Consider the following 20,933-nt stretch of genomic DNA (forward strand, 5'->3'; position numbering starts at 1 on the left):
TTAGGAGCCAATATGTTACGTGTCGCAATTGTCGGAACAGGGAACATTTCGCACAACCACATTCAGGGATATCTGGAAATGGGCGCGCGCTGCCAGATTGTCGCGCTGGTCGATATCTATCCGGAAAAAGCGCAGGAAAAGAAAACCCGCTACGCATTACAAGACGCACGCATCTACAGCAGCCATCAGCAGATGCTCGACAACGAACCGAACGTTGATATCGTTGATGTCTGCACCCCGCCGTACGTTCATGCAGAAATCAGCATTGACGCGCTACACGCAGGAAAGCACGTGCTGTGCGAGAAACCCATGGCCGCGTCACTGGAAGAGTGCGACGCGATGATTGCCGCCCAGCAGGCAAGCGGTAAAACACTGTCGATTATCGCCCAGAACCGCTTTACCGACGCCTTTTGGCGCCTGAAAGCAGCGGTGGACTCCGGCCTTGCGGGGAAAATCTGCCACGCGCAGGTCGATTCCTTCTGGTGGCGCGGCCACTGCTATTACGATTTGTGGTGGCGCGGTACCTGGGAGAAAGAAGGCGGTGGCTGCACGCTGAACCACGCGGTACACCATATCGATGCCATTCAGTGGATGCTCGGTTTCCCGAGCGAAGTGGTGGCAATGATGAGCAACGTCGCCCACGACAACGCCGAAGTGGAGGACCTGAGCGCCGCCATTTTCAAATACCCTTCCGGCGCACTGACCCAGCTTACCGCCTCGGTGGTGCATCACGGCGAAGACCAGAAGATAGTAATTCAAGGTGAAAAAGCGCGAATCTCCGCGCCGTGGGACGTTTTCGCCAGTCAGTCGGCAGACAACGGTTTTCCGCAAGATACCCATGACGCGGCGCTGGAAGACCAGCTGACCACGCTGTTTCGGGGGACGCCAGGACTGCGCTGGACGTTGCACACCGGGCAAATAGACAACTTCCTCACCGCACTCGAACAGCAGACGTCTCCGTTAGTGGACGGCGTGCAGGGCAAGCGTTCGCTGGAAATCATCACCGCCATTTATAAATCAGCGATTACCCGTTCGGTGGTGACGCTGCCAATTGCGCCTGACGATGTCTTTTATCGTACCGGCAGCCTGACCGCGCGCGCTCCGCATTTTTATGAAAAATCCGCCTCAGTCGCCAATTTCAGCGAAGTCGGCGCCATCCCGCTCGGCAAAAATTTCGATACAGGAGCTGCATCATGAACAAGAACGACGGTATGAATTACGCCCCGACTGGCAAGCCTCAGGCTGTGGTGAAGCCTGGTGAGTTTGTTTTTGCCGCCGCCGCCCTCGATCACGGGCATATCTACGGCATGTGCAATGGGCTGGTTGAAGCCGGAGCACAGCTGAAATGGGTGTGGGATCCGGACCCGGCGAAAGTCGATAAATTTGTGCAGCAATATCCGCAGGCCCAGGTTGCCACCTCGCTGGAAATGTTGCTCAACGACCCGCAGGTGCAGCTCATCGCAGGCGCAGGTGTGCCGTCTGAACGTTGCGCGCTGGGACTGAAAGTGATGGCCGCAGGCAAGGATTACTTCGTCGATAAAGCACCATTGACCACCCTTGAACAGCTGGAAGATGCCAAAGCGATGGTCGCCAAAACCGGACGCAAATACGCGGTTTACTATAGCGAACGCCTGCACGTGGAAAGCGCCGTCTTTGCCGGGCAGCTGGTGAAACAGGGCGCGATTGGTCAGGTCATTCAGACGCTTGGCACCGGGCCACACCGCGAAGGCGAAGGCCGTCCGGACTGGTTCTATGATCGTCGCTACTTCGGCGGCATCCTGTGCGATATCGGCAGCCATCAGATCGAGCAGTTCCTGTTTTATACCGGCAATGAAGAGGCGCACATCGTCGCCAGCCAGGTGCGTAACGTGAACCATCTGCAGCATCCACAGTTTGAAGATTTCGGCGATGCGATGCTGGCCGGGGCTAACGGCGCAACGGGCTATTTCCGCTGCGACTGGTTCACGCCAGCAGGCTTGCCAACCTGGGGTGACGGCCGCCTGACGCTGCTCGGTACCGAGGGCTATATCGAAATCCGCAAATACATTGACCTGACGCGCGGCGAACAGGATGTGGTGTATCTGGTGAATAAAGACGGCGAGCATCGCTATCCGGTGGCGGGCCAGGTGGGCTTCCCCTATTTCGGCGAGCTGATTAAGGATTGCCTGAACCGCACTGAAAACGCCATGAGCCAGGTGCATGCCTTTAAGGCCGCCGAGCTGTGCGTGAAGGCGCAAATGCTGGCCAACGCCGGACGATAAGGAGGCTGCGATGAAAACGCTCAATGCCGCCATTATCGGTTGCGGAGCCATTCACACCTGCCACGTTGAAGCGCTACGCCAGACGCCTGGCGTGGCATTGCGGGCGGTAGTGGACGTCGACAAAGACAAAGGGCTGGCGCTGTCCGCCGAGTATGGCTGCCATTTTTATCAGGACTATCGGGAGATGCTCTGTGATGTGACCATCGACGTGGTGCACATTTGCACGCCGCATAACCTGCACAAACCGATGATCCTGGCCGCGCTGGCCGCAGGGAAACAGGTGTTCTGCGAGAAGCCGGTCGGGATGAACATGGTCGATGTCGTGGAAATGCGGGCAGCGGAAAAGCAGGCCGACGGACGGCTTGGCGTTTGCTATCAAAACCGCCTGAATCCCACCAGCCTGGCACTGCATCAGCTTCTGAGCGAAAACGCATTAGGGCGGATACTTAGCATTAATGCATTTCTGACCTGGTCACGTACCCCACCTTATTACGCCAATAGCCCCTGGCGTGGACGTTACGCCAGTGAAGGCGGCAGTTTGCTTATCAATCAGGCCATTCACACGCTTGATCTTGTGCAGTGGTTTGGCGGCGGCGTCACACGTCTGAAAGGTGTGGTCGACTGCGCACGGCTTGAAGACACCATCGATACCGAAGACACCGCCATGGCGACGCTGGAATTCAGCGGCGGCGCGCGCGGGCTGTTTTTCGCCAGCAACAACCACACCCGGGACGCACCGTTACAGCTGGACATCCATTGTGAACAAGGCGAGTTACAGCTACGAGATAACACGCTTTGGCGGGTATCAGATGGCAAACGGGTGGTTCTCGCCTGCGACGAAACCCCCTACAGCCACAGCAAAAGCTATTGGGGAATTGGCCACCTTCAGGCCATTCGCCGATTTTATGAGGCCGTGCGCAGCGGCAGGTCCGAGGGCATTACCGGCCTTCACGAGGCGGCAAAATCCCTGCAACTCGTAGAAGCGATTTACCGGTCCTCACAATTACGACACTGGGTCACGTTACCCCAATAACAACGCGATTCTGGCTGTAATAAGATGCGGCATACAGTGAGCGTGTGCCATATAACTAAACATCGAACAGAGAATAATAATTATGGTTAAACCTACTGAACGCAAAGTGGGTTACGGCGTAGCAATTGGCTACGGCGTAACCGATCTTTTTGGCGGGGGTGCTTTTGCCGTTATCGGCACCTGGTTGCTCTTTTTTTACACCACCTACTGTGGCCTGTCGGTTTTAGAGGCAGGTTCTATCTTCGCGATTGCCCGCGTCATTGACGCGATCCTGAGCCCGATTATGGGCTATGTAACGGATAACTTTGGCGATACCTGGCTGGGCCGTAAATTCGGTCGCCGCCGCTTTTTCCTGTTATTAAGTGCCCCGTTGATGTTCCTGTACGCGCTGGTCTGGATCACCGACATGAGCTACTGGTACTACCTTGGCACCTACCTTTCCATCGAACTGCTTTCAGCGATGGTGCTGGTGCCGTGGGAAACACTGGCCGCTGAAATGACTAACCGCTTCAGCGAACGTACCCGTCTTTCCGGCGTACGCATGATGTGCTCGCAGTTCGGCGGCTTGTTGGCGGTGTCCGTGCCAGGGGTAATTATGCAGTTCACCGGCAAAGATAACCCGTTCACCTACACCCTGACCGGCGGCATCTTTGCACTGATTTTCTGTATTGCCGTCTTTACCACCTGGGCCTGCACCTGGGAGGCTAAAGATGTGCGCGAAGAGTATGAATTTAAACCCGTGAATAATCGGCAATCAGGGTTGCTCAATCACCTGAAATATCTGGTTGTCGACCTGTTTTCATCGTTCAAAATCAAAGCATTCCGCCAGCACATCATGATTTATATCTGCTCGTTTACCGCGATGGATGTATTCGGTTCGGTATTCACATATTACGTGGTGTACGCGCTAGGCCGCGATGCCGGGGCGGTGTCGGGCCTGTTGACCATTGCCGCCTTTGTATCCGTGCCGGGCACCTTCGGCTTTATGATGCTGATGAATAAGCTCAACATGACGCCATCCGGCGCGCTGCGGCTCTCCTACAGCTGTATTTTCGCGGTGCTGGCCTTCTTGTTTGTGGTGTACATCAACGATATCCGCGTACCGACGCTGCTGTTCTCTGCCGTGTTTGTGGTCCTCGGTGCGGCCCGTGCGGGGCTCTATTATATTCCGTGGAATATCTACAGCTTTATCCCGGATATCGATGAGATGGTGACCCGCCAGCGTCGCGAGGGGATTTTCGCCGGCGTAATGGTGTTGACCCGCAAAAGTACGGTAGCGCTGGCGATTATGCTGATTGGTATCGTGTTGCAGGAAAGTGGTTTCGTGAAAGGCGGCGGCACGCAGCCGGAAAGCGCCCTGCATGCGATCATCGGGCTGATGATTTTCGCCACCGCCGGGCTGTTGGCAATAAGCTTCTGGATGACCTTCAAATTCAAACTCACCCAGGCTTCGCACAAAACGTTGATTAAAGAGATCGCCCGTCGCAAACTCGGCGGTGCCTGCGAGGATTGTGATGAAGAGACGCGCCAGGTCATCAAAGATTTGACTGGTCGGGCCTACAACGAAGTGTGGGACGCCACGCCGGATAAAAGCAAAAACGGTGCGGCTTTAGCGCCTGGAAGTTAACCTCTGGCGAATTAACAGTCCCTTACGCTATACTATCCCCGATATTGCCGGTCCAGAGCCTTCGGACCGGTTTTTTTAAGCGTTATTCCAATTCAATCAACGACTCAACCATCCTTCCGAGGTTCTGACCTTAACGGTTAGAAAAACTATGTTAAACAGTATATTAATCATACTCTGCCTCATCGGCGTCAGTGCGTTTTTCTCGATTTCTGAGATCTCGCTTGCAGCTTCCCGCAAAATCAAACTGAAGCTGCTCGCCGATGAGGGCAATATTAATGCACACCGTGTTCTCAAAATGCAGGAAAACCCCGGTATGTTCTTTACCGTGGTGCAAATCGGTCTTAACGCCGTGGCCATTCTTGGTGGTATCGTCGGTGATGCAGCCTTTTCCCCTGCCTTCCACAGCATTCTTATAAAGTACGTTTCAGCCGAGCTTGCTGAGCAGATAAGTTTCATTCTGTCGTTCGTGCTGGTCACCAGTTTGTTCATCCTGATAGCTGACCTGACTCCGAAACGCATCGGTATGATTTCGCCCGAAGCCGTGGCTTTGCGGATCATCAACCCGATGCGCTTCTGCCTCTCGGTATTCCGCCCGTTGGTATGGTTCTTCAATGGCATGGCGAACATGATTTTCCGCCTGTTCAAGCTGCCAATGGTGCGCAAAGACGATATCACCTCCGACGATATTTATGCGGTGGTGGAAGCCGGTGCGCTGGCAGGTGTGCTGCGTAAGCAGGAGCACGAGCTGATTGAGAACGTGTTTGAACTGGAATCGCGTACCGTGCCGTCGTCGATGACGTCGCGCGAAAACGTTATCTGGTTCGATTTGAACGAAGACGAACAAAGCCTGAAGAACAAAGTCGCGCAGCATCCGCACTCTAAGTTCTTGGTCTGTAAAGAAGATATCGACCACATCATCGGCTACGTCGACTCAAAAGACCTGTTGAACCGCGTGCTGGCGAACCAGAGCCTGGCTCTGGCGGGTGGCGTGCAGTTACGCAATACACTGATTGTGCCCGACACCCTGACGCTCTCTGAAGCGCTGGAAAGTTTCAAAGCCGCCGGTGAAGACTTCGCCGTTATCATGAACGAATACGCGCTGGTGGTGGGCATTATCACCCTCAACGACGTGATGACCACCCTGATGGGCGACCTGGTCGGCCAGGGTCAGGAAGAGCAGATTGTGGCGCGTGATGAAAACTCATGGCTCATCGACGGTGGTACGCCGATTGAAGACGTGATGCGCGTGCTGGATATCGACGATTTCCCGCAGTCCGGCAACTATGAAACCATCGGCGGCTTCATGATGTTTACCCTGCGTAAAATCCCGAAACGCACTGATTTCGTGAAGTTCTCTGGTTATAAGTTCGAGGTGGTGGATATCGATAACTACCGCATCGATCAGCTGCTGGTGACCCGCGTCGACAGCAAGCCCACGGTTCTGACGCCGAAACTGCCTGATGCCGAAGAGAAAGGTGCGGCATAAGTTCACGGCCTGTAGAAACACTAACGGCTCCCAGTGGGAGCCGTTTTTTTTACTTCTTAATTACTGCATAGCACGTTGGTTGATTACGCCATCTCAGTTTGCAGACGCGTAACCTGACGGTTGATCTCGGACATGGCAGAAAGATGCTGCTTGTCCTTCACTTTCGGGATAAGAATCTTGCCCTTATCAAATTCGAAAGCGCCCACGTCCTTGATGTACAACCGTCCACGAAACAGGATCTTCACGTACTTAGCCACCTGAAGTGGGTTGTACCGTTGGAAAATTTTCATTGTTATCTCCTGCTGAGTCTTACGCCCTTACGACTCCACAATCGGTTCCGCGTTCCGGGGCGCAAAATTAATGCTCTAAAACTATAGTCCATAACGACCGGGACACCCAGTCTGTAGAAGTTTATTTACCGTTTGATGACAGTAATTAAGAATAATCTATTCAGATTGGCGAATAAGACAGTATAAGCCTTCATTTTTCCACGGTTATGTGCGGTCACCCGCAAACTGGCATCATGATTGCGGGTAAACCTCATAATTCGCACTTATGATTAAAGCTCAGAACCAAGTGGTCGGATCACCTGCATAAAATAAGGAAACACCATGACCCTACGTAAGCTGATGGCGATCTCATGCCTGTTAATACCGCTGATGGCCTCTGCGCATAATTTCCAGAACGGTCAACGGGTGCCCGCTGTCGGCATCGCCGACCGTGGCGAACTCATTCTTGATAAAGATGATTTTAGCTATAAAAATTGGAATAGCTCGCAGCTTCCTGGCAAAGTGAGAGTTGTACAACATATTGCCGGCCGTACATCTGCCAAAGAGAAGAACGCGACGCTTATCGAAGCGATTAAGTCCGCAAAATTCCCGCACGACAAATACCAGACCACCACCATTGTAAACACCGATGACGCTATTCCGGGCTCGGGGATGTTCGTGCGCAGCAGTATTGAGAGCAATAAAAAGCTCTATCCGTGGTCACAGTTTATTGTCGACAGCAACGGGCTAACACGCAGCGCCTGGCAGCTTGAAGAAGGCAGTTCGGCGATTGTAGTGCTGAATAAAGACGGTCGCGTGGAATGGGCAAAAGACGGCGCGCTGACACAAGAGGATGTGCAGCAGGTTACCGCCCTGCTGCATAAGCTACTCGGTCAGTAGATTGATACCCGGAAGCCGGGGTTAAGAAACGCTTCACGCGGGGTGTAATCGAGGGTTTTGCCCTGCCAGTCGTGAACGTGCGCCCCAGCAGCCACCGCAACCGCATGGCCCGCGGCGGTGTCCCAGACATTGGTCGGCCCGAAGCGCGGATAAAGCTGCGCCTGCCCTTCTGCCACCAGGCAGAACTTAAGCGACGAACCAATCGAGGTGGTCTGATGCTCGCCAAGCTGTTGCAGATACTCCGTCAGCTCGCCATCGGCGTGCGAACGGCTGATCACCACCAGCGGCGGCCGGGCATCGCGCACGTGAATCTGGTTGCGCACGCCGCACTCTTCTTTCCAGGCCTTGCCTTCATGTGCGCTGTACATCACTTTCATCACTGGCGCATAGACCACGCCGAGCACCGGTTTCCCTTGTTCAATCAGGGCGATATTGACCGTGAATTCCCCGTTGCGCTTGATAAACTCTTTAGTGCCATCGAGCGGATCCACCAGCCAGTAGCGCTGCCAGTGCTGGCGTACATCCCAACCCGGCGGGTCTTCTTCTGACAGCACCGGAATTTCCGGCGTCAGGGCATTCAGCCCGCTGACGATCACTCTGTGGGCCGCAATATCCGCGGCCGTCACCGGAGAGTCATCAGCTTTGCTGACGACGTCCATCGGCTGCGCCCCATCGTAAACCTGCATAATGGCATCACCTGCTTTCCGTGCAAGCTGACATACTTGTTCCAGCATTTTCCACCTCGTGTTAAGTAGAGTGGCGTTAACTCGTTGTTTTATTTATATCCTATCGCGGCTGTTTGCGCTATCTGTGAAGCGTTACCCGTTTAATCGCGCAATTTTCTGGCAACCTTCACACTTCTGTAAGCAACAGGATGTATACCCTTTTGTCTTTTGTGCCCCCGATCAATGAAAGGACCCCTCTGATGATTAAGTTTAGCGCAACGCTCCTTGCCACGCTGATTGCCGCAAGTGTTCAGGCTTCGACCGTGGATTTGCGGATCATGGAAACCACTGACCTGCACAGCAACATGATGGATTTTGACTACTACAAAGATTCCGCCACGGAAAAGTTTGGCCTGGTGCGTACCGCCAGCCTGATCAATGCCGCGCGAGGTGAAGTGCAAAACAGCGTGCTGGTGGATAACGGCGATGTGATTCAGGGGAGCCCGCTCGGCGATTACATGGCGGCGAAAGGCCTCAAAAAGGGCGATGTGCATCCGGTTTACAAGGCAATGAACACGCTGGATTACGCAGTCGGTAATCTCGGTAACCACGAATTTAACTACGGTCTGGATTACCTGCACAACGCAATCAACGGCGCGAAGTTCCCGTACGTTAACGCCAATATCATCGACGTTAAGACCCAAAAGCCATTGTTTACACCGTATCTGATTAAAGAGACCCAGGTTGTCGACAAAGACGGCAAGCCGCAGAGCCTAAAAATTGGCTACATCGGTTTTGTGCCGCCGCAGATAATGATTTGGGATAAAGCCAATCTTAGCGGCAAAGTGACAGTGAATGACATCACCGAAACCGCCCGCAAATATGTGCCTGAAATGCGTGAAAAAGGTGCCGATGTGGTGGTGGTTATCGCCCACTCCGGTCTCTCCGCCGACCCGTATCAGGCGATGGCGGAAAACTCCGTTTACTATCTCAGCCAAGTGCCGGGCGTGGATGCAATCATGTTTGGTCACGCCCATGCGGTGTTCCCGTCGAAGGATTTCGCCAGCATCAAAGGGGCGGATACCGACAAAGGTTTACTCAACGGAATTCCTGCGGTGATGCCTGGCATGTGGGGAGATCACCTTGGTGTCGTGGATTTGGTGCTGAACAATGACGGCGGTAAATGGCAAGTATCGCAGGCCAAAGCCAGCGCGCGGCCGATTTATGACGCCGTCGCAAAAAAATCCCTCGCCGCAGAAGACCCGAATATGGTGAAGGTGCTGAAAGCCGATCACGATGCCACTCGTGCGTTCGTCAGCAAGCCTATCGGCAAATCGTCCGACAATATGTACAGCTATTTGTCGCTTGTGCAGGACGATCCCACCGTTCAGGTGGTGAATATGGCGCAGAAAGCCTACGTGGAGCACTTTATCCAGGGCGATCCGGACCTGGCGAAACTGCCGGTGCTTTCCGCAGCCGCACCGTTTAAAGCCGGTGGACGTAAAAACGATCCTGCCAGTTTTGTCGAAGTAGAAAAAGGGCAACTCACCTTCCGTAACGCCGCCGATTTGTATCTCTACCCGAATACTCTGGTGGTGATGAAAGTCAGCGGAAAAGAGGTGAAAGAGTGGCTGGAGTGCTCCGCCGGGCAGTTCAATCAGATTGACGTGACCAGCAGTAAACCGCAATCGCTGATCAACTGGGACGGTTTCCGTACCTATAACTTCGACGTTATCGACGGCGTGGACTATCAGGTTGATGTCAGCCAACCGGCGCGCTACGACGGTGAATGCCAGAGCATTAACCCGAAAGCAGAACGCATCAAAAACCTGACCTTTAACGGCAAACCTATCGATCCGACCGCAACATTCCTGGTGGCGACCAATAACTACCGTGCTTACGGCGGCAAGTTTGCGGGAACCGGCGACAGCCATATCGCTTTCGCTTCACCGGATGAAAACCGTTCGGTGCTGGCGACGTGGATCAGTGCGGAGTCGAAAAAGCAGGGCGAAATCCATCCTGCAGCGGACAACAACTGGCGCTTAGCGCCGATTCATTCGGCCACGCCACTGGATATTCGTTTTGAAACGTCACCGACGGAGAAAGCCGCGGCGTTTATCAAAGACCACGCGCAGTATCCGATGAAAAAAGTCGGCACCGACGATATCGGTTTTGCGGTGTATCAGCTTGATTTAAGCAAGTAACTGTAGGCTATTTGTAGACCCGGCGAGCCTCAGTGCCGCCGGGCAATCACGCTGCACGCTCATCCCAGTGTGCCATCACCTGCGGCAGGTTCAGCTCGATCCAGTCCGCCAACGCTTCCACTTTCTCACTCACCTGCACACCGAGCGGCGTCAGGCTGTATTCCACATGCGGGGGTACCACTGGATACGACACTCGGTCGATAAAGCCATCCATCTCCAGCGCCTGTAAGGACTGTGCCAGCATCTTCTCGCTGACGCCCCCCATTTTCCGACGCAGATCGCTGAAGCGATGGGTGCCAGCGCGCAGCGCCACCAGAATTAGCACGCCCCAGCGGCTGGTCACATGCTTGAGCACGTCCCGAGAAGGACATTGTTCGGCAAACAAATTGCCATCGCGCAGCTGTTCACTGAGGGTCGGATTTTCCATTTTCATACTTACCTTTTTGTACGTACTTACTAAAAGTTAGCTATGGTGTTAGCGTATCACAACTGAAGACAAACACGAAGGAGTCACCTGATGATCGCAATTACCGGCGCTACCGGCCAACTGGGCCAACTTGTTATCGACAACCTGCTGAAAGCTATCCTCGCTAACCAGTTGGTCGCCATTGTGCGTAACCCCGCAAAAGCCCAGGCGCTGAGCGACAAAGGCATCGTCGTACGTCAGGGCGATTACACCGACGAAGCCGCGCTTACATCCGCGCTTCAGGGCGTAGAGAAACTGCTGCTGATTTCCGGCAGCGAAGTCGGCCAGCGCACCGTGCAGCACCGCAACGTAATCAACGCAGCGAAGGCCGCGGGCGTGAAATTCATTGCCTACACCAGCCTCCTCCATGCTGACAAATCCCCATTGGGCCTGCACGTTGAACACGTCGAAACCGAGAAAATGCTCGCTGAATCCGGGATCGCGTACACCTTGTTGCGTAACGGCTGGTACACCGAAAACCATCTCGCCAGCGCGCCTCCGGCCATTGAGCATGGCGTGTTTATCGGGGCTGCGGGTGACGGCAAAATTGCCTCGGCGAGCCGCGCTGATTACGCTGCCGCCGCAGCACAAGTGATAAGCGGAGAAGGCCATGCCGGAAAAGTCTATGAGCTGGCGGGTGACAGTACCTGGACGCTCAGCGAACTGGCCGACGAACTGAGTAAACAAAGCGGTAAGCCCGTGAGTTACCAGAACCTGAGCGAAGCGGATTTTGCCGCCGCTCTGAAAGGCGTCGGCCTGCCTGCTGGGCTGGCAGATATGCTGGCGGACTCTGACGTTGGTGCCTCAAAAGGCGGCTTATTTGATGACAGCCGCACGCTCAGCAAGCTTATCCAGCGCCCAACCACCCCGTTGTCTGAAAGCGTCAAAAGTATCCTGTAAAGTTAATAAGCGGCTATTTTTGTGGCGCACCCACGGGGTATCTTCGATAATGACGGGATATTTCGTGGGAGGTCAGCGTGCAGGGTGTTCCAGAACAGTTCGCAGATAAGAGAGATTGTGCCAGTTTCCGCCACCTGCCCCAGGTGCCCGGGGTGGAACTTTATCACGCCTATATCTCGCGCTATGCCTTTGAGCCGCATACTCATGAGGCCTTCGGTATCGGTGCTATTGAACTCGGTGCCGAACGTTTTCGCTATCGCGGCACCCAATATGTGGCTGCGGTCAATTCCGTCGTCACCATGAACCCGGATGAGCTGCACACGGGCGAAGCCGAAACCGCCGACGGCTGGCGCTATCGGATGGTTTACCTGGAACCCGATTTACTTGAAGAAGTGACCGGTGTTCGCCATTGGTGGTTCAGCGATGTGGTCCGCCATGACGCAGAGCGTTCTGCCAAACTGTGTCAGCAGATTTATGGCCTGTGGAACACCGACGACCCGCTGGCACAAAAAGGGCTGCTGCTCGATCTGATTGAGACTTTCACCCCCTTCGCCCACCATGCTCCGCATCTGCATGAAGCGACCCACCGTTTCGAACGCGTACGAGACTATCTGCACGGCAACTATATGCATACCGTGACGCTCGACGATCTGGCTGCCGTAGTGTCGCTGAGCCCGTACCATTTTCAGCGTCAGTTCAAAGCCCGCTATCACGTTTCGCCGCACCAAATGCTGATGGCGATTCGCCTATGGCGCGCCAAAGATTTTCTGACCCGCGGCATGCCTGCCGCCGACGTGGCTGCTGCGACCGGCCTGACCGATCAGTCTCACCTCACCCGAGCCTTTAGCCATCGCTATGGCATCACGCCCGTTCGCTACCAAAAACAGGTCTTCATGCGCTAATGCGCAACCTCATACAATACATCCCGCCGTCGCCCCTCCTACACTGCGTCTGTTGACCAAGAAGGTGTAGACAATGATGAGTGGTGTGTTGTACGCCCTGCTGGCGGGGTTGATGTGGGGTTTGATTTTCGTCGGGCCACTACTGGTGCCGGAATATCCGGCGGTGCTGCAGTCGATGGGGCGCTATCTGGCGCTGGGATTAATCGCTCTGCCGCTCGCGTGGCTCGGACGCGCGAAGCTTAAACAGCTCCGCAAAAGTGACTGGCTTACGGCGCTGGGCCTGACCATGATGGGCAACCTCATCTATTACGTCTGCCTGGCCAGCGCTATTCAGCGCGCAGGCGCGCCAGTTTCAACGATGATCATCGGTACGCTGCCGGTGGTGCTTCCAGTATTCGCCAATCTGCTGTACAGCCATCGCGATGGCAAGCTCTCCTGGCTGAGCATGGCGCCAGCCCTGGTCTGCATTGCGCTTGGATTAGTGTGCGTGAATATCGCCGAGCTGCGCCATGGCCTCGTTGATTTCAGCTGGTGGCGTTACGGGAGCGGTATCGGTCTGGCATTAATATCCGTCGTTTGCTGGGCGTGGTACGCACTGCGCAACGCGCGCTGGCTGCGTGAAAATCCGGAGAAGCACCCGATGATGTGGGCGACCGCACAGGCTCTGGTGACGCTGCCCGTGTCGCTACTGGGTTACGTGCTCGCTTGCCTGTGGCTCACCGGACAGGGACAATCCTTCCCGCTGCCGTTTGGGCCACGGCCAGAAGTGTTTATCACGCTGATGATAGTCATCGCCGTGTTCTGCTCATGGGTGGGCGCACTGTGCTGGAATATCGCCAGCCAGCGCCTGCCGACGGTTATCGTCGGGCCTTTAATTGTGTTCGAAACGCTGGCGGGTCTGCTGTATACCTTCCTGCTGCGCCAGAGTTTTCCGCCGCTGTTGACGTTCACCGGCATTGCTCTGCTGGTCGTGGGCGTCATCATTGCCGTGCGCGCCAAGCCACAGCCGCCGCGACTCCAGGAACTGCATGAAAAACCGGTAAAATAATCCGTTATTCCTAAGGGGTATTTCCTTATCATAAAGATGTATTTAAAATGCATCTTATATTTCAAGATGAGGTAACGGCTATGGCATTTCGCGATCAACCTTTAGGTGAACTGGCACTCTCAATCCCACGTGCGTCTGCCCTGTTTCGTCAATACGATATGGATTACTGCTGCGGTGGCAAGCAAACCTTGGCCAGGGCTGCGGAGCGCAAAGCGCTGGACGTGGCGCTGATCGAAGCAGAGCTGGCAACGCTCGTGCTGCAGCCCGTCGAGAAAGAGTGGCGCGTGGCACCGTTGGCAGAAATTATCGACCACATTCTGGTGCGCTATCACGACCGTCACCGCGAACAGCTGCCGGAGCTGATTTTACAGGCCACTAAAGTGGAGCGCGTTCATGCAGATAAACCCAACGTGCCAAAAGGCCTGGCGAAATACCTGACCGCCCTGCATCAGGAGCTTTCCAGCCATATGATGAAAGAAGAGCAGATCCTGTTCCCGATGATCAAACGAGGCATGGGCCACCAGGCGATGGGGCCAATCAGCGTAATGGAAAGCGAGCATGATGATGCCGGAGAACTGCTGGAAGTGATTAAGCACGTGACTCATAACGTGACGCCACCGCCAGAAGCCTGCACCACCTGGAAGGCGATGTATAACGGCATTAACGAACTGATCGATGATTTGATGGAGCACATCAGTCTGGAAAACAATGTGCTTTTCCCGCGGGCGTTAGCGGGAGAATAGTTCTGTCGTTTCCCTCTCCCATTGGGAGAGGGAAAAAATCGTTACTTCGCCATCCGTTTTTTACCGACGTACATCCAGCCTAAGCCCAGCACCACGAACCACAGCGGCGTGACAATCAGCGCCTGACGGGTATCTTCCTGCAACGTCAACAACACCAGCACGAACACGAAGAACGCCATACATACCCAGCACATCATTTTGCCAAGCGGCATTTTGTATTTTGACGCTTCATGCAGCTGCGGACGCTGTTTACGGTAGACCAGATACGAACAGAGAATAATGGTCCACACGAACATAAACAGAATGGCCGACACAGTGGTGATCATCGTGAACGCGGCGATTGCGTTTGGATTCACGTACAGCATAACCACCCCACCCAGCAGGCAGATGCAGGAGAAGGTCAGCCCTTTCGCCGGAACTGCGCGCTTAGAGAGCTTAGCGAACGCTTTTGGTGCTACGCCGTCCTGCGCCAGCCCGAACAGCATACGGCTGGTCGAGAACACGCCGCTGTTCGCGGACGATGCCGCCGAGGTCAGCACCACGAAGTTGATGATGCTCGCCGCCGCAGGCAGGCCAACCAGCACGAACAATTCAACAAACGGGCTCTTATCCGGCACCACGGAACCCCATGGCGTGACGGACATAATCACCACCAGGGCGAACACGTAGAACATGATGATACGGATGGGAATGGAGTTGATCGCGCGCGGTAAGGATTTCTCCGGGTCTTTCGTTTCAGCAGCCGTGGTGCCCACCAGCTCAATACCGACAAAGGCAAACACCGCTATCTGGAACCCGGCGAAGAAACCGCTAATCCCTTTCGGGAACCAGCCGCCGTCATTCCACAGATGGTCGAACGACGCCTGTACGCCGCTTGGGGACGTGAAGTGCGTCATCACCATAACCAGACCGACAATCACCAGCCCGACGATGGCAACGATTTTGATCATCGCGAACCAGAACTCCATCTCACCGAACATTTTCACGGTGGCGAGGTTCAGGCCCAGCAGCAGAACGATAACTGCCAGCGACGCGACCCAGTCTGACAATCCGGGGAACCAGAATTGCGCATAGGAGGTAATCGCGACAACGTCAGCCATTCCGGTCACCACCCAGCAGAACCAGTAAGTCCAGCCGGTGAAGTACCCCGCCCACGGTCCGAGCAGGTCGGCGGCGAAATCGCTAAAGGATTTGTATTCGAGATTCGACAGCAGCAATTCACCCATTGCGCGCATGACGAAGAAGAGCATGAAGCCGATTATCATATAAACGAAGATTATCGACGGCCCAGCCAGACTGATGGTTTTACCCGAGCCCATAAACAGCCCGGTGCCGATGGCGCCGCCGATAGCGATTAGCTGAATGTGTCGGTTGGAGAGATTGCGCCGAAGTGATTGTTCGGTCGATGCCTCTTCGTCGGCAGCGACTTTTATCTGATCTACCATGTGATTTCTTCCTGTTGTTCCTGTTGTGTTGTGCTGGCTCTGCGGCCATTGAATACATCTGTCGATGTTTCAGTTTTAAGACGGATCGATAGTAGGAAAGAATCGGCGGGTTGAATACTAAGAAATGAATATAATGTTAATAAGATGTTTGAAGTGAGTGTTATATCACTCTACTTACGCGAAACAGCTCACGAAAATACACTAACCTTGCGACAATGCAAAATTAAATGCTAAAGAAGTTATAACTTAGGGATTTTACACTACTTTATGACATCCTCTCCCACGAACGGGAGAGGATCAGCTGACTTACAGGATTTCGAGCAGTTCGACTTCGAAAACCAGAGTGCTGAATGGTGGGATGGACGCGCCAGCGCCACGCTCGCCGTAAGCGAGGTTTTGCGGGATAGTCAGTTCCCATTTGGAGCCAACCGGCATCAGGGTCAGGGCTTCGATCCAGCCTGGGATCACGCCGTTAACCGGGAATTCAGCGGGTTCGCCGCGTGCCACGGAGCTGTCAAACACGGAGCCGTCAATCAGCTTGCCGGTGTAGTGAACGCGTACACGGTCGGTACGGGCCGGGATTGCGCCTTCGGCCTGATTGAGAACGCGGAACTGCAGGCCGGACTCGGTGCTGCTCACGCCGTCTTTCTCACGGTTTTCTTCCAGGTATTTCACGCCTTCTGCAGCCATGGCTTCGAATTGTTCGCGACGCACTGCATCAGCACGTTCGTGAATTTCACGCAGCGCACGGTGAACCACATCCACCGGAACCTGCGGCTGTTTGCCTTCCAGCGCATCAGCAATACCAGCAACCAGTGCTTCTGGCAGCAGGCCCTGCAGGCCGGATTCGCTAAGCTGTTGTCCTACCTGGAGGCCGATTCCGTAACTAGCCTGGGCTTCAATGGTGTCAAAAGTCGGGGTTGCCATGGTCTTTCCTTTCATCGGATGAAAATCAGCGGGCAGCATAACAGCCAGGCCGCATCGGGTAAAACTTTGTCTCGGCAGAATTATGTATATACTGAGGGACAAAACAGGGAAACGCGGAGCAGGAGGTGACCCATGCCCGGGCGATTCGCACTACAACCTACGTTGTTAAAAATCTGGCATGCACCGGATAATTTCACACTGATGGACCCGCTGCCACCGCTGCACCGTCGCGGTATCATTGCGGGTTTTCTGCTGGTCATCATCGGCTTTCTGCTTCCCTCTGATGATAATGCGCCAGTCCAACAGCCTGTGAGCCGGAATGCGCAGCTCGATATCCAGTCTCAGTCTCAGCCGCAACAGGGCAATCTACAGCAGCCGCTGCCACCGCTGGTTTCCACACCGCCGGTAAACGATCCAGGCCAGGCTGCGCCTGCCGCCCCGGAAGTCGTTCAGGAAGAGCAGCCTGACGAGCAGTCGCAGACGGTACAAGCTCAGCCACAATCTGAGCCTCAGGCGCAAACCGCGCCTGCGCAGTCGCAATCCTTACCGGGCATCGAACAGCAGTGGCGCAGCTATCGCGTAGAGTCAGGCAAAACCCTGGCACAGCTGTTCCGCGATCATAATCTGTCGCCGACCGATGTCTATGCGATGTCAAAAGTGGAAGGTGCCGGAAAGCCGTTGAGTTCACTGCAGGCCGGGCAAATGGTTCAGGTTCGCCAGAATGCTAACGGCGTGGTGACAGGGCTCACCATCGATAGCGGCGGCGGACAGCAGGTGATGTTTACCCGTCAATCTGACGGTAGCTATATCCGCGTTCACTAACGCTTTTGCCCGGTAACGCTGCGCTTACCGGGCCAGTTTCACCCTTTCTGCTTGTTCACCCACCAAATCCCCGTACACACCAGCCCCAGCGCCACCACGTATTTCCACTCCATAATATTCTCGCCGAGGAAAATGCCTGACAGTACCGTACCCGCCACTGGAATAACGAAATTGAACGGCGCAATCATGCTGACGCGGTTGTACTTCAGCAGCGTGCTCCACAGCGCAAACGCTACCGATGAGAGCAGTGTCAGATAGCCCAGCACCGCCATGGATTCAATGCCGTGGAACGTCAGCATGCCACCGGAAAGATAGCCGCCCACCACCAGTACCAGCCCGCCGATAGCCAACTGCCAGCCGGTCATCACCGTCGGGTCGACCGTCTGCGAAATGCGTTTCCCGTACAGCGTCGCCGCGGAAAGAATGAATGCTGCCAGAACCACAAAACCATCACCGCGCCAGACAAAGCTGAAATCGGTCAGTGAATGGCTAAAGTTCACCAACATCACCCCGGCAAACCCGAGGACACAGCCCAGGGTTTTGTTATAGCTCAGCTTGTCGTTCTGATAGATAAAATGCGCCAATAGAACGCTAAAGAATGTGCCCGTGGCGTTCATGATTGAGCCTTTCACCCCCGTAGTGAACGACAGGCCGATATAGAAAATGGCGTACTGAATCGAGGTTTGGGCCAGACCCAGGATCGTGAACTGGCCGAACTGCCGGGCGTTAAATCGGGCAATGGGCTTACGCTGCACCAGCGCGAACAGCAGCAGTAACAAGCCTGCGAACAGGAAGCGATAGCCTGCAAAGATGATTTTTGAAGGGATGTCGTCGGTGGCTATCTCAAAGATTTCATAACCATTTTTGATCGCGGGATAAGAGCTTCCCCACAGTAAACAGCACAGCGTTGCCCCGGCATAGACCACGTTTTTACGGGTAAAGAGCGGAGCGGGTGTAACTATTTCCATTACCGACACCTGAATTAAAATAGCGTTTTAATTCATTATCCGGAAATGTCTAGGGAATAGCTACTGCGGGCAGGAATGGTGCCAGTGCAGAAAAGCAAAACGCCGGCACAAGGCCGGCGTTTTGTCGTTGTTACAGAGTAATAAAATTACGCTGAAACTACGTTTACTACCAGTTTAGCGAACACTTCGCTGTGAACCTGGAAGTCCACTTCGTGCTCACCAGTGGTACGCAGAACGCCGTTCGGCATGCGAACTTCGCTCTTAGCAACAGCCACGCCAGCAGCAGTAACTGCATCAGCGATGTCGCGAGCACCGATAGAACCGAACAGTTTACCTTCGTCGCCTGCTTTAGACGAGATGGTAACGGTGCCCAGTGCGTTGATTTTCTCAGCGCGAGCTTCAGCAGCAGACTGAACGTCAGCCAGTTTGGCTTCCAGTTCAGCACGGCGTGCTTCGAAGAATTCAACGTTTTTCTTGGTAGCTGGAACAGCTTTACCCTGTGGAACCAGGAAGTTACGAGCGTAGCCCGCTTTAACGTTTACCTGATCACCCAGGCTGCCCAGGTTTGCTACTTTATCAAGCAGAATAACTTGCATTACCTTATCCTCTCAAAGTCGTGTTAATGGACTGTGGCCGATTACTGATGACGATCAGTGTACGGCAGCAGGGACAGGTAGCGAGCGCGCTTGATGCAACGAGCGAGCTGACGCTGGTATTTTGCACGAGTACCGGTGATACGGCTCGGGACAATTTTACCGCTTTCGGTAATGTAGTTTTTCAGCGTAGCGATGTCTTTGTAATCAATCTCTACAACGCCTTCCGCGGTGAAACGGCAGAACTTGCGACGACGGAAATAACGTGCCATTTGGCTAGTCTCCAGAATCTATCAATTCAATCTGCTCGGCATGCAACACCATTTTGCTCAGACCATTTCGTGCCTTGTGGCAACTGATAAAGCCCTGAACGGTGATTTGCGTGCCGACCGTTATACTGTGAGTAATGGCTTGGTTCTCGTGTCCGCTAATAATAACGGGCATTTGACACCATGCCTGCCGGTGAAAACCGGCTTCCTCCTGCATAGATCGGTGCTCAAGCACGAACTGGCAGTGAGGAATTCCTGATGGGCTAACCTTTCTAAGTGGCGCCCTGCACACTGTGCCGGACAACGCCAGACGGTTGGCCATCAGCGATTACTCTTCAGAATCCCCAGCTTCAGCATCATCTGTGGTTTCACTTGCGAAATCATCGCGACGCTCACGGCGCTCGTCTTTCGCTTTTACCATCGGAGATGCTTCAGTCTCAGCGTGTTTAGTACGCATAACCATGCTGCGGATAACGGCATCGTTGAAGCGGAAGTTTGTTTCCAGCTCATCGATAACTTCCTGCGGCGCTTCAACGTTCAGCAGAACGTAGTGAGCTTTGTGCAGTTTGTTGATCGGATAAGCCAGTTGACGGCGGCCCCAGTCTTCCAGACGGTGGATCGTACCTTCTGCTGCAGTAATTGCACCAGTGTAACGCTCGATCATACCCGGAACCTGTTCGCTCTGGTCAGGATGGACCATAAAAACGATTTCGTAATGACGCATCGAATTGCTCCTTACGGATTATTCAGCCTCCTGTCTGGGTCAGCCGCGGCCCATGGAGGCAAGGAACGTGGTTAAAGGGCGGCTGAAAAATTGACGCGTAATCATACTTGCAGCCCCTGAATAACTCAAGGTGATTGCACAAATAATTCGCACGAAGCGCAAAGAGGAAGAAAGTCAGTGGTTTAATATTAACCAACACTGGATGCGCCATTTTTTTGAACAACTGCATCAGAAATGGTCGCTATTTAATCAACCAAGAGGGATTACACTTAAATCATATCAGGACCGAAGCCACGAGGAGACTTCACCATAACGCAGCAGGCTGTATGGAGTCACTGTCATGAAAAACATCGTAATCGCCGTAATGGCTGCCGTTTTGCTCAGCGCAAACGCGATGGCAGCCATCAAGATAGACGGCCGACAGGCCAGAAATATGGACGATGTGCAGAGCTTAGGCGTCATTTACATTAATCATAACATCGCCACCGAAAGTGAAGCAGATCAAGCCTTGAGTGAAGAGAGTGACGCCCGTGGCGCCAAATACTATCACCCAATCCTTATCCATGAACCCGGCAGCAATGGCCTTATTCACGCCAGCGCTGACGTTTACCGCTAGCACCAGGAAAACCGCAGAACGTATTTGCCCTGACTCAATGCTGCCCCCATTTTTTGGGGGCTTTT

23 protein-coding genes are annotated in these 20,933 nt (G+C 54.2%); 13 read left to right on the forward strand and 10 right to left on the reverse strand.

Translation table 11 applies throughout. The annotated features are described in order from the left end of the window. The first annotated feature begins 12 nt into the window (after nucleotides 1-12). The 5 genes from MUU46_RS03730 (at nucleotide 13) to paeA (ending at nucleotide 6,407) form a co-directional block, all read left to right on the forward strand. Nucleotides 13-1,197: a Gfo/Idh/MocA family protein gene (locus tag MUU46_RS03730; RefSeq protein ID WP_258964798.1), complete on the forward strand. Its 1,185-nt coding sequence runs from the start codon at nucleotides 13-15 to the stop codon at nucleotides 1,195-1,197. Then, nucleotides 1,194-2,261: a Gfo/Idh/MocA family protein gene (locus tag MUU46_RS03735; protein ID WP_258964799.1), complete on the forward strand. Its 1,068-nt coding sequence runs from the start codon at nucleotides 1,194-1,196 to the stop codon at nucleotides 2,259-2,261. The genes MUU46_RS03730 and MUU46_RS03735 overlap by 4 nt, the downstream gene beginning before the upstream one ends. Before the next feature lie 10 nt (nucleotides 2,262-2,271). Then, nucleotides 2,272-3,294 carry a Gfo/Idh/MocA family protein gene (locus tag MUU46_RS03740; protein ID WP_258964800.1) on the forward strand — a complete coding sequence of 341 codons (1,023 nt, stop codon included), beginning with the start codon at nucleotides 2,272-2,274 and terminating at the stop codon, nucleotides 3,292-3,294. An 82-nt stretch (nucleotides 3,295-3,376) separates the two neighbouring features. Beyond that, nucleotides 3,377-4,921 carry an MFS transporter gene (locus MUU46_RS03745; protein ID WP_258964801.1) on the forward strand — a complete coding sequence of 515 codons (1,545 nt, stop codon included), beginning with the start codon at nucleotides 3,377-3,379 and terminating at the stop codon, nucleotides 4,919-4,921. Nucleotides 4,922-5,069: 148 nt separating this feature from the next. Next, the gene (paeA, locus tag MUU46_RS03750; RefSeq protein ID WP_110510899.1) at nucleotides 5,070-6,407 is read left to right on the forward strand and encodes a polyamine export protein PaeA; all 1,338 of its coding nucleotides are present in this window, start codon (nucleotides 5,070-5,072) and stop codon (nucleotides 6,405-6,407) included. 83 nt (nucleotides 6,408-6,490) lie between these two features. Here paeA and MUU46_RS03755 read toward each other — a convergent pair whose 3' ends face one another. Next, nucleotides 6,491-6,697: a DUF1107 domain-containing protein gene (locus tag MUU46_RS03755; protein ID WP_159759433.1), complete on the reverse strand. Its 207-nt coding sequence runs from the start codon at nucleotides 6,695-6,697 to the stop codon at nucleotides 6,491-6,493. A gap of 321 nt (nucleotides 6,698-7,018) precedes the next feature. Between MUU46_RS03755 and MUU46_RS03760 the strand changes: the two genes are divergently transcribed. Then, nucleotides 7,019-7,576 (forward strand): YtfJ family protein, encoded by a 558-nt coding sequence (locus tag MUU46_RS03760; RefSeq protein WP_258964802.1) that lies wholly within the window; start codon nucleotides 7,019-7,021, stop codon nucleotides 7,574-7,576. Here MUU46_RS03760 and cysQ read toward each other — a convergent pair. Next, nucleotides 7,570-8,310 carry a 3'(2'),5'-bisphosphate nucleotidase CysQ gene (cysQ, locus tag MUU46_RS03765; protein ID WP_159774938.1) on the reverse strand — a complete coding sequence of 247 codons (741 nt, stop codon included), beginning with the start codon at nucleotides 8,308-8,310 and terminating at the stop codon, nucleotides 7,570-7,572. The genes MUU46_RS03760 and cysQ overlap by 7 nt on opposite strands. Nucleotides 8,311-8,501: 191 nt before the next feature. On the opposite strand from cysQ, the gene MUU46_RS03770 reads away from it, so the two are divergent. Then, nucleotides 8,502-10,445, forward strand: a complete 1,944-nt coding sequence (locus MUU46_RS03770) for a bifunctional 2',3'-cyclic-nucleotide 2'-phosphodiesterase/3'-nucleotidase (protein ID WP_258964803.1) — start codon at nucleotides 8,502-8,504, stop codon at nucleotides 10,443-10,445. A 46-nt stretch (nucleotides 10,446-10,491) separates the two neighbouring features. Here MUU46_RS03770 and MUU46_RS03775 read toward each other — a convergent pair whose 3' ends face one another. Further along, nucleotides 10,492-10,872, reverse strand: coding sequence for a winged helix-turn-helix transcriptional regulator (locus MUU46_RS03775; protein ID WP_159759441.1), 381 nt, complete (start codon nucleotides 10,870-10,872; stop codon nucleotides 10,492-10,494). 90 nt (nucleotides 10,873-10,962) lie between these two features. On the opposite strand from MUU46_RS03775, the gene MUU46_RS03780 reads away from it, so the two are divergent. From MUU46_RS03780 to ytfE, 4 genes are all read left to right on the forward strand, one after another. Continuing rightward, nucleotides 10,963-11,811 carry an SDR family oxidoreductase gene (locus MUU46_RS03780; protein ID WP_258964804.1) on the forward strand — a complete coding sequence of 283 codons (849 nt, stop codon included), beginning with the start codon at nucleotides 10,963-10,965 and terminating at the stop codon, nucleotides 11,809-11,811. 77 nt (nucleotides 11,812-11,888) lie between these two features. Further along, entirely contained in the window at nucleotides 11,889-12,713 is an 825-nt protein-coding gene (locus MUU46_RS03785; protein WP_258964805.1) for an AraC family transcriptional regulator, read from the forward strand. A gap of 73 nt (nucleotides 12,714-12,786) precedes the next feature. Beyond that, complete coding sequence (locus tag MUU46_RS03790) at nucleotides 12,787-13,761, forward strand: DMT family transporter (protein WP_258964806.1); 975 nt, start codon at nucleotides 12,787-12,789, stop codon at nucleotides 13,759-13,761. A gap of 80 nt (nucleotides 13,762-13,841) precedes the next feature. Next, nucleotides 13,842-14,504: an iron-sulfur cluster repair protein YtfE gene (gene ytfE, locus MUU46_RS03795; protein ID WP_258964807.1), complete on the forward strand. Its 663-nt coding sequence runs from the start codon at nucleotides 13,842-13,844 to the stop codon at nucleotides 14,502-14,504. 41 nt (nucleotides 14,505-14,545) lie between these two features. Here ytfE and cycA read toward each other — a convergent pair whose 3' ends face one another. Continuing rightward, nucleotides 14,546-15,949 (reverse strand): D-serine/D-alanine/glycine transporter, encoded by a 1,404-nt coding sequence (gene cycA, locus MUU46_RS03800; RefSeq protein ID WP_159759451.1) that lies wholly within the window; start codon nucleotides 15,947-15,949, stop codon nucleotides 14,546-14,548. A gap of 306 nt (nucleotides 15,950-16,255) precedes the next feature. After that, nucleotides 16,256-16,876, reverse strand: coding sequence for a BamJ family beta-barrel-assembly machinery protein (gene bamJ / locus MUU46_RS03805; protein WP_258964808.1), 621 nt, complete (start codon nucleotides 16,874-16,876; stop codon nucleotides 16,256-16,258). 132 nt (nucleotides 16,877-17,008) lie between these two features. On the opposite strand from bamJ, the gene MUU46_RS03810 reads away from it, so the two are divergent. Then, a complete protein-coding gene (locus tag MUU46_RS03810; protein WP_258964809.1) occupies nucleotides 17,009-17,698 on the forward strand; it encodes a LysM-like peptidoglycan-binding domain-containing protein in 690 nt (229 codons plus the stop codon). A 38-nt stretch (nucleotides 17,699-17,736) separates the two neighbouring features. Here MUU46_RS03810 and MUU46_RS03815 read toward each other — a convergent pair whose 3' ends face one another. The 5 genes from MUU46_RS03815 to rpsF form a co-directional block, all read right to left on the reverse strand. Further along, a complete protein-coding gene (locus MUU46_RS03815; protein WP_258964810.1) occupies nucleotides 17,737-18,666 on the reverse strand; it encodes a DMT family transporter in 930 nt (309 codons plus the stop codon). Between the two features lie 146 nt (nucleotides 18,667-18,812). Further along, nucleotides 18,813-19,262: a 50S ribosomal protein L9 gene (rplI, locus tag MUU46_RS03820; RefSeq protein WP_159759459.1), complete on the reverse strand. Its 450-nt coding sequence runs from the start codon at nucleotides 19,260-19,262 to the stop codon at nucleotides 18,813-18,815. 41 nt (nucleotides 19,263-19,303) lie between these two features. Next, complete coding sequence (rpsR, locus tag MUU46_RS03825) at nucleotides 19,304-19,531, reverse strand: 30S ribosomal protein S18 (protein WP_002210155.1); 228 nt, start codon at nucleotides 19,529-19,531, stop codon at nucleotides 19,304-19,306. Nucleotides 19,532-19,535: 4 nt separating this feature from the next. Then, nucleotides 19,536-19,850 (reverse strand): primosomal replication protein N, encoded by a 315-nt coding sequence (gene priB / locus MUU46_RS03830; protein WP_159759461.1) that lies wholly within the window; start codon nucleotides 19,848-19,850, stop codon nucleotides 19,536-19,538. A gap of 6 nt (nucleotides 19,851-19,856) precedes the next feature. Then, nucleotides 19,857-20,252 (reverse strand): 30S ribosomal protein S6, encoded by a 396-nt coding sequence (gene rpsF / locus MUU46_RS03835; RefSeq protein ID WP_159759463.1) that lies wholly within the window; start codon nucleotides 20,250-20,252, stop codon nucleotides 19,857-19,859. Between the two features lie 364 nt (nucleotides 20,253-20,616). Between rpsF and yjfY the strand changes: the two genes are divergently transcribed. Next, nucleotides 20,617-20,868, forward strand: a complete 252-nt coding sequence (gene yjfY, locus MUU46_RS03840; protein WP_374684500.1) for a DUF1471 family protein YjfY — start codon at nucleotides 20,617-20,619, stop codon at nucleotides 20,866-20,868. Nucleotides 20,869-20,933: the final 65 nt, after the last annotated feature.

The organism is Scandinavium tedordense (assembly GCF_024764965.1).
GTDB lineage: Bacteria > Pseudomonadota > Gammaproteobacteria > Enterobacterales > Enterobacteriaceae > Scandinavium > Scandinavium tedordense.

Excerpts from the sequence above, each read along its gene's own strand:
- MUU46_RS03730 (WP_258964798.1), top strand. The coding sequence starts at position 13 with ATGTTACGTGTCGCAATTGTCGGAACAGGGAACATTTCGCACAACCAC.
- MUU46_RS03735 (WP_258964799.1), top strand. The coding sequence starts at position 1,194 with ATGAACAAGAACGACGGTATGAATTACGCCCCGACTGGCAAGCCTCAG.
- MUU46_RS03740 (WP_258964800.1), top strand. The coding sequence starts at position 2,272 with ATGAAAACGCTCAATGCCGCCATTATCGGTTGCGGAGCCATTCACACC.
- MUU46_RS03745 (WP_258964801.1), top strand. The coding sequence starts at position 3,377 with ATGGTTAAACCTACTGAACGCAAAGTGGGTTACGGCGTAGCAATTGGC.
- paeA (WP_110510899.1), top strand. The coding sequence starts at position 5,070 with ATGTTAAACAGTATATTAATCATACTCTGCCTCATCGGCGTCAGTGCG.
- MUU46_RS03755 (WP_159759433.1), bottom strand. The coding sequence starts at position 6,697 with ATGAAAATTTTCCAACGGTACAACCCACTTCAGGTGGCTAAGTACGTG.
- MUU46_RS03760 (WP_258964802.1), top strand. The coding sequence starts at position 7,019 with ATGACCCTACGTAAGCTGATGGCGATCTCATGCCTGTTAATACCGCTG.
- cysQ (WP_159774938.1), bottom strand. The coding sequence starts at position 8,310 with ATGCTGGAACAAGTATGTCAGCTTGCACGGAAAGCAGGTGATGCCATT.
- MUU46_RS03770 (WP_258964803.1), top strand. The coding sequence starts at position 8,502 with ATGATTAAGTTTAGCGCAACGCTCCTTGCCACGCTGATTGCCGCAAGT.
- MUU46_RS03775 (WP_159759441.1), bottom strand. The coding sequence starts at position 10,872 with ATGGAAAATCCGACCCTCAGTGAACAGCTGCGCGATGGCAATTTGTTT.
- MUU46_RS03780 (WP_258964804.1), top strand. The coding sequence starts at position 10,963 with ATGATCGCAATTACCGGCGCTACCGGCCAACTGGGCCAACTTGTTATC.
- MUU46_RS03790 (WP_258964806.1), top strand. The coding sequence starts at position 12,787 with ATGATGAGTGGTGTGTTGTACGCCCTGCTGGCGGGGTTGATGTGGGGT.
- ytfE (WP_258964807.1), top strand. The coding sequence starts at position 13,842 with ATGGCATTTCGCGATCAACCTTTAGGTGAACTGGCACTCTCAATCCCA.
- cycA (WP_159759451.1), bottom strand. The coding sequence starts at position 15,949 with ATGGTAGATCAGATAAAAGTCGCTGCCGACGAAGAGGCATCGACCGAA.
- bamJ (WP_258964808.1), bottom strand. The coding sequence starts at position 16,876 with ATGGCAACCCCGACTTTTGACACCATTGAAGCCCAGGCTAGTTACGGA.
- MUU46_RS03810 (WP_258964809.1), top strand. The coding sequence starts at position 17,009 with ATGCCCGGGCGATTCGCACTACAACCTACGTTGTTAAAAATCTGGCAT.
- MUU46_RS03815 (WP_258964810.1), bottom strand. The coding sequence starts at position 18,666 with ATGGAAATAGTTACACCCGCTCCGCTCTTTACCCGTAAAAACGTGGTC.
- rplI (WP_159759459.1), bottom strand. The coding sequence starts at position 19,262 with ATGCAAGTTATTCTGCTTGATAAAGTAGCAAACCTGGGCAGCCTGGGT.
- rpsR (WP_002210155.1), bottom strand. The coding sequence starts at position 19,531 with ATGGCACGTTATTTCCGTCGTCGCAAGTTCTGCCGTTTCACCGCGGAA.
- priB (WP_159759461.1), bottom strand. The coding sequence starts at position 19,850 with ATGGCCAACCGTCTGGCGTTGTCCGGCACAGTGTGCAGGGCGCCACTT.
- rpsF (WP_159759463.1), bottom strand. The coding sequence starts at position 20,252 with ATGCGTCATTACGAAATCGTTTTTATGGTCCATCCTGACCAGAGCGAA.
- yjfY (WP_374684500.1), top strand. The coding sequence starts at position 20,617 with ATGGCTGCCGTTTTGCTCAGCGCAAACGCGATGGCAGCCATCAAGATA.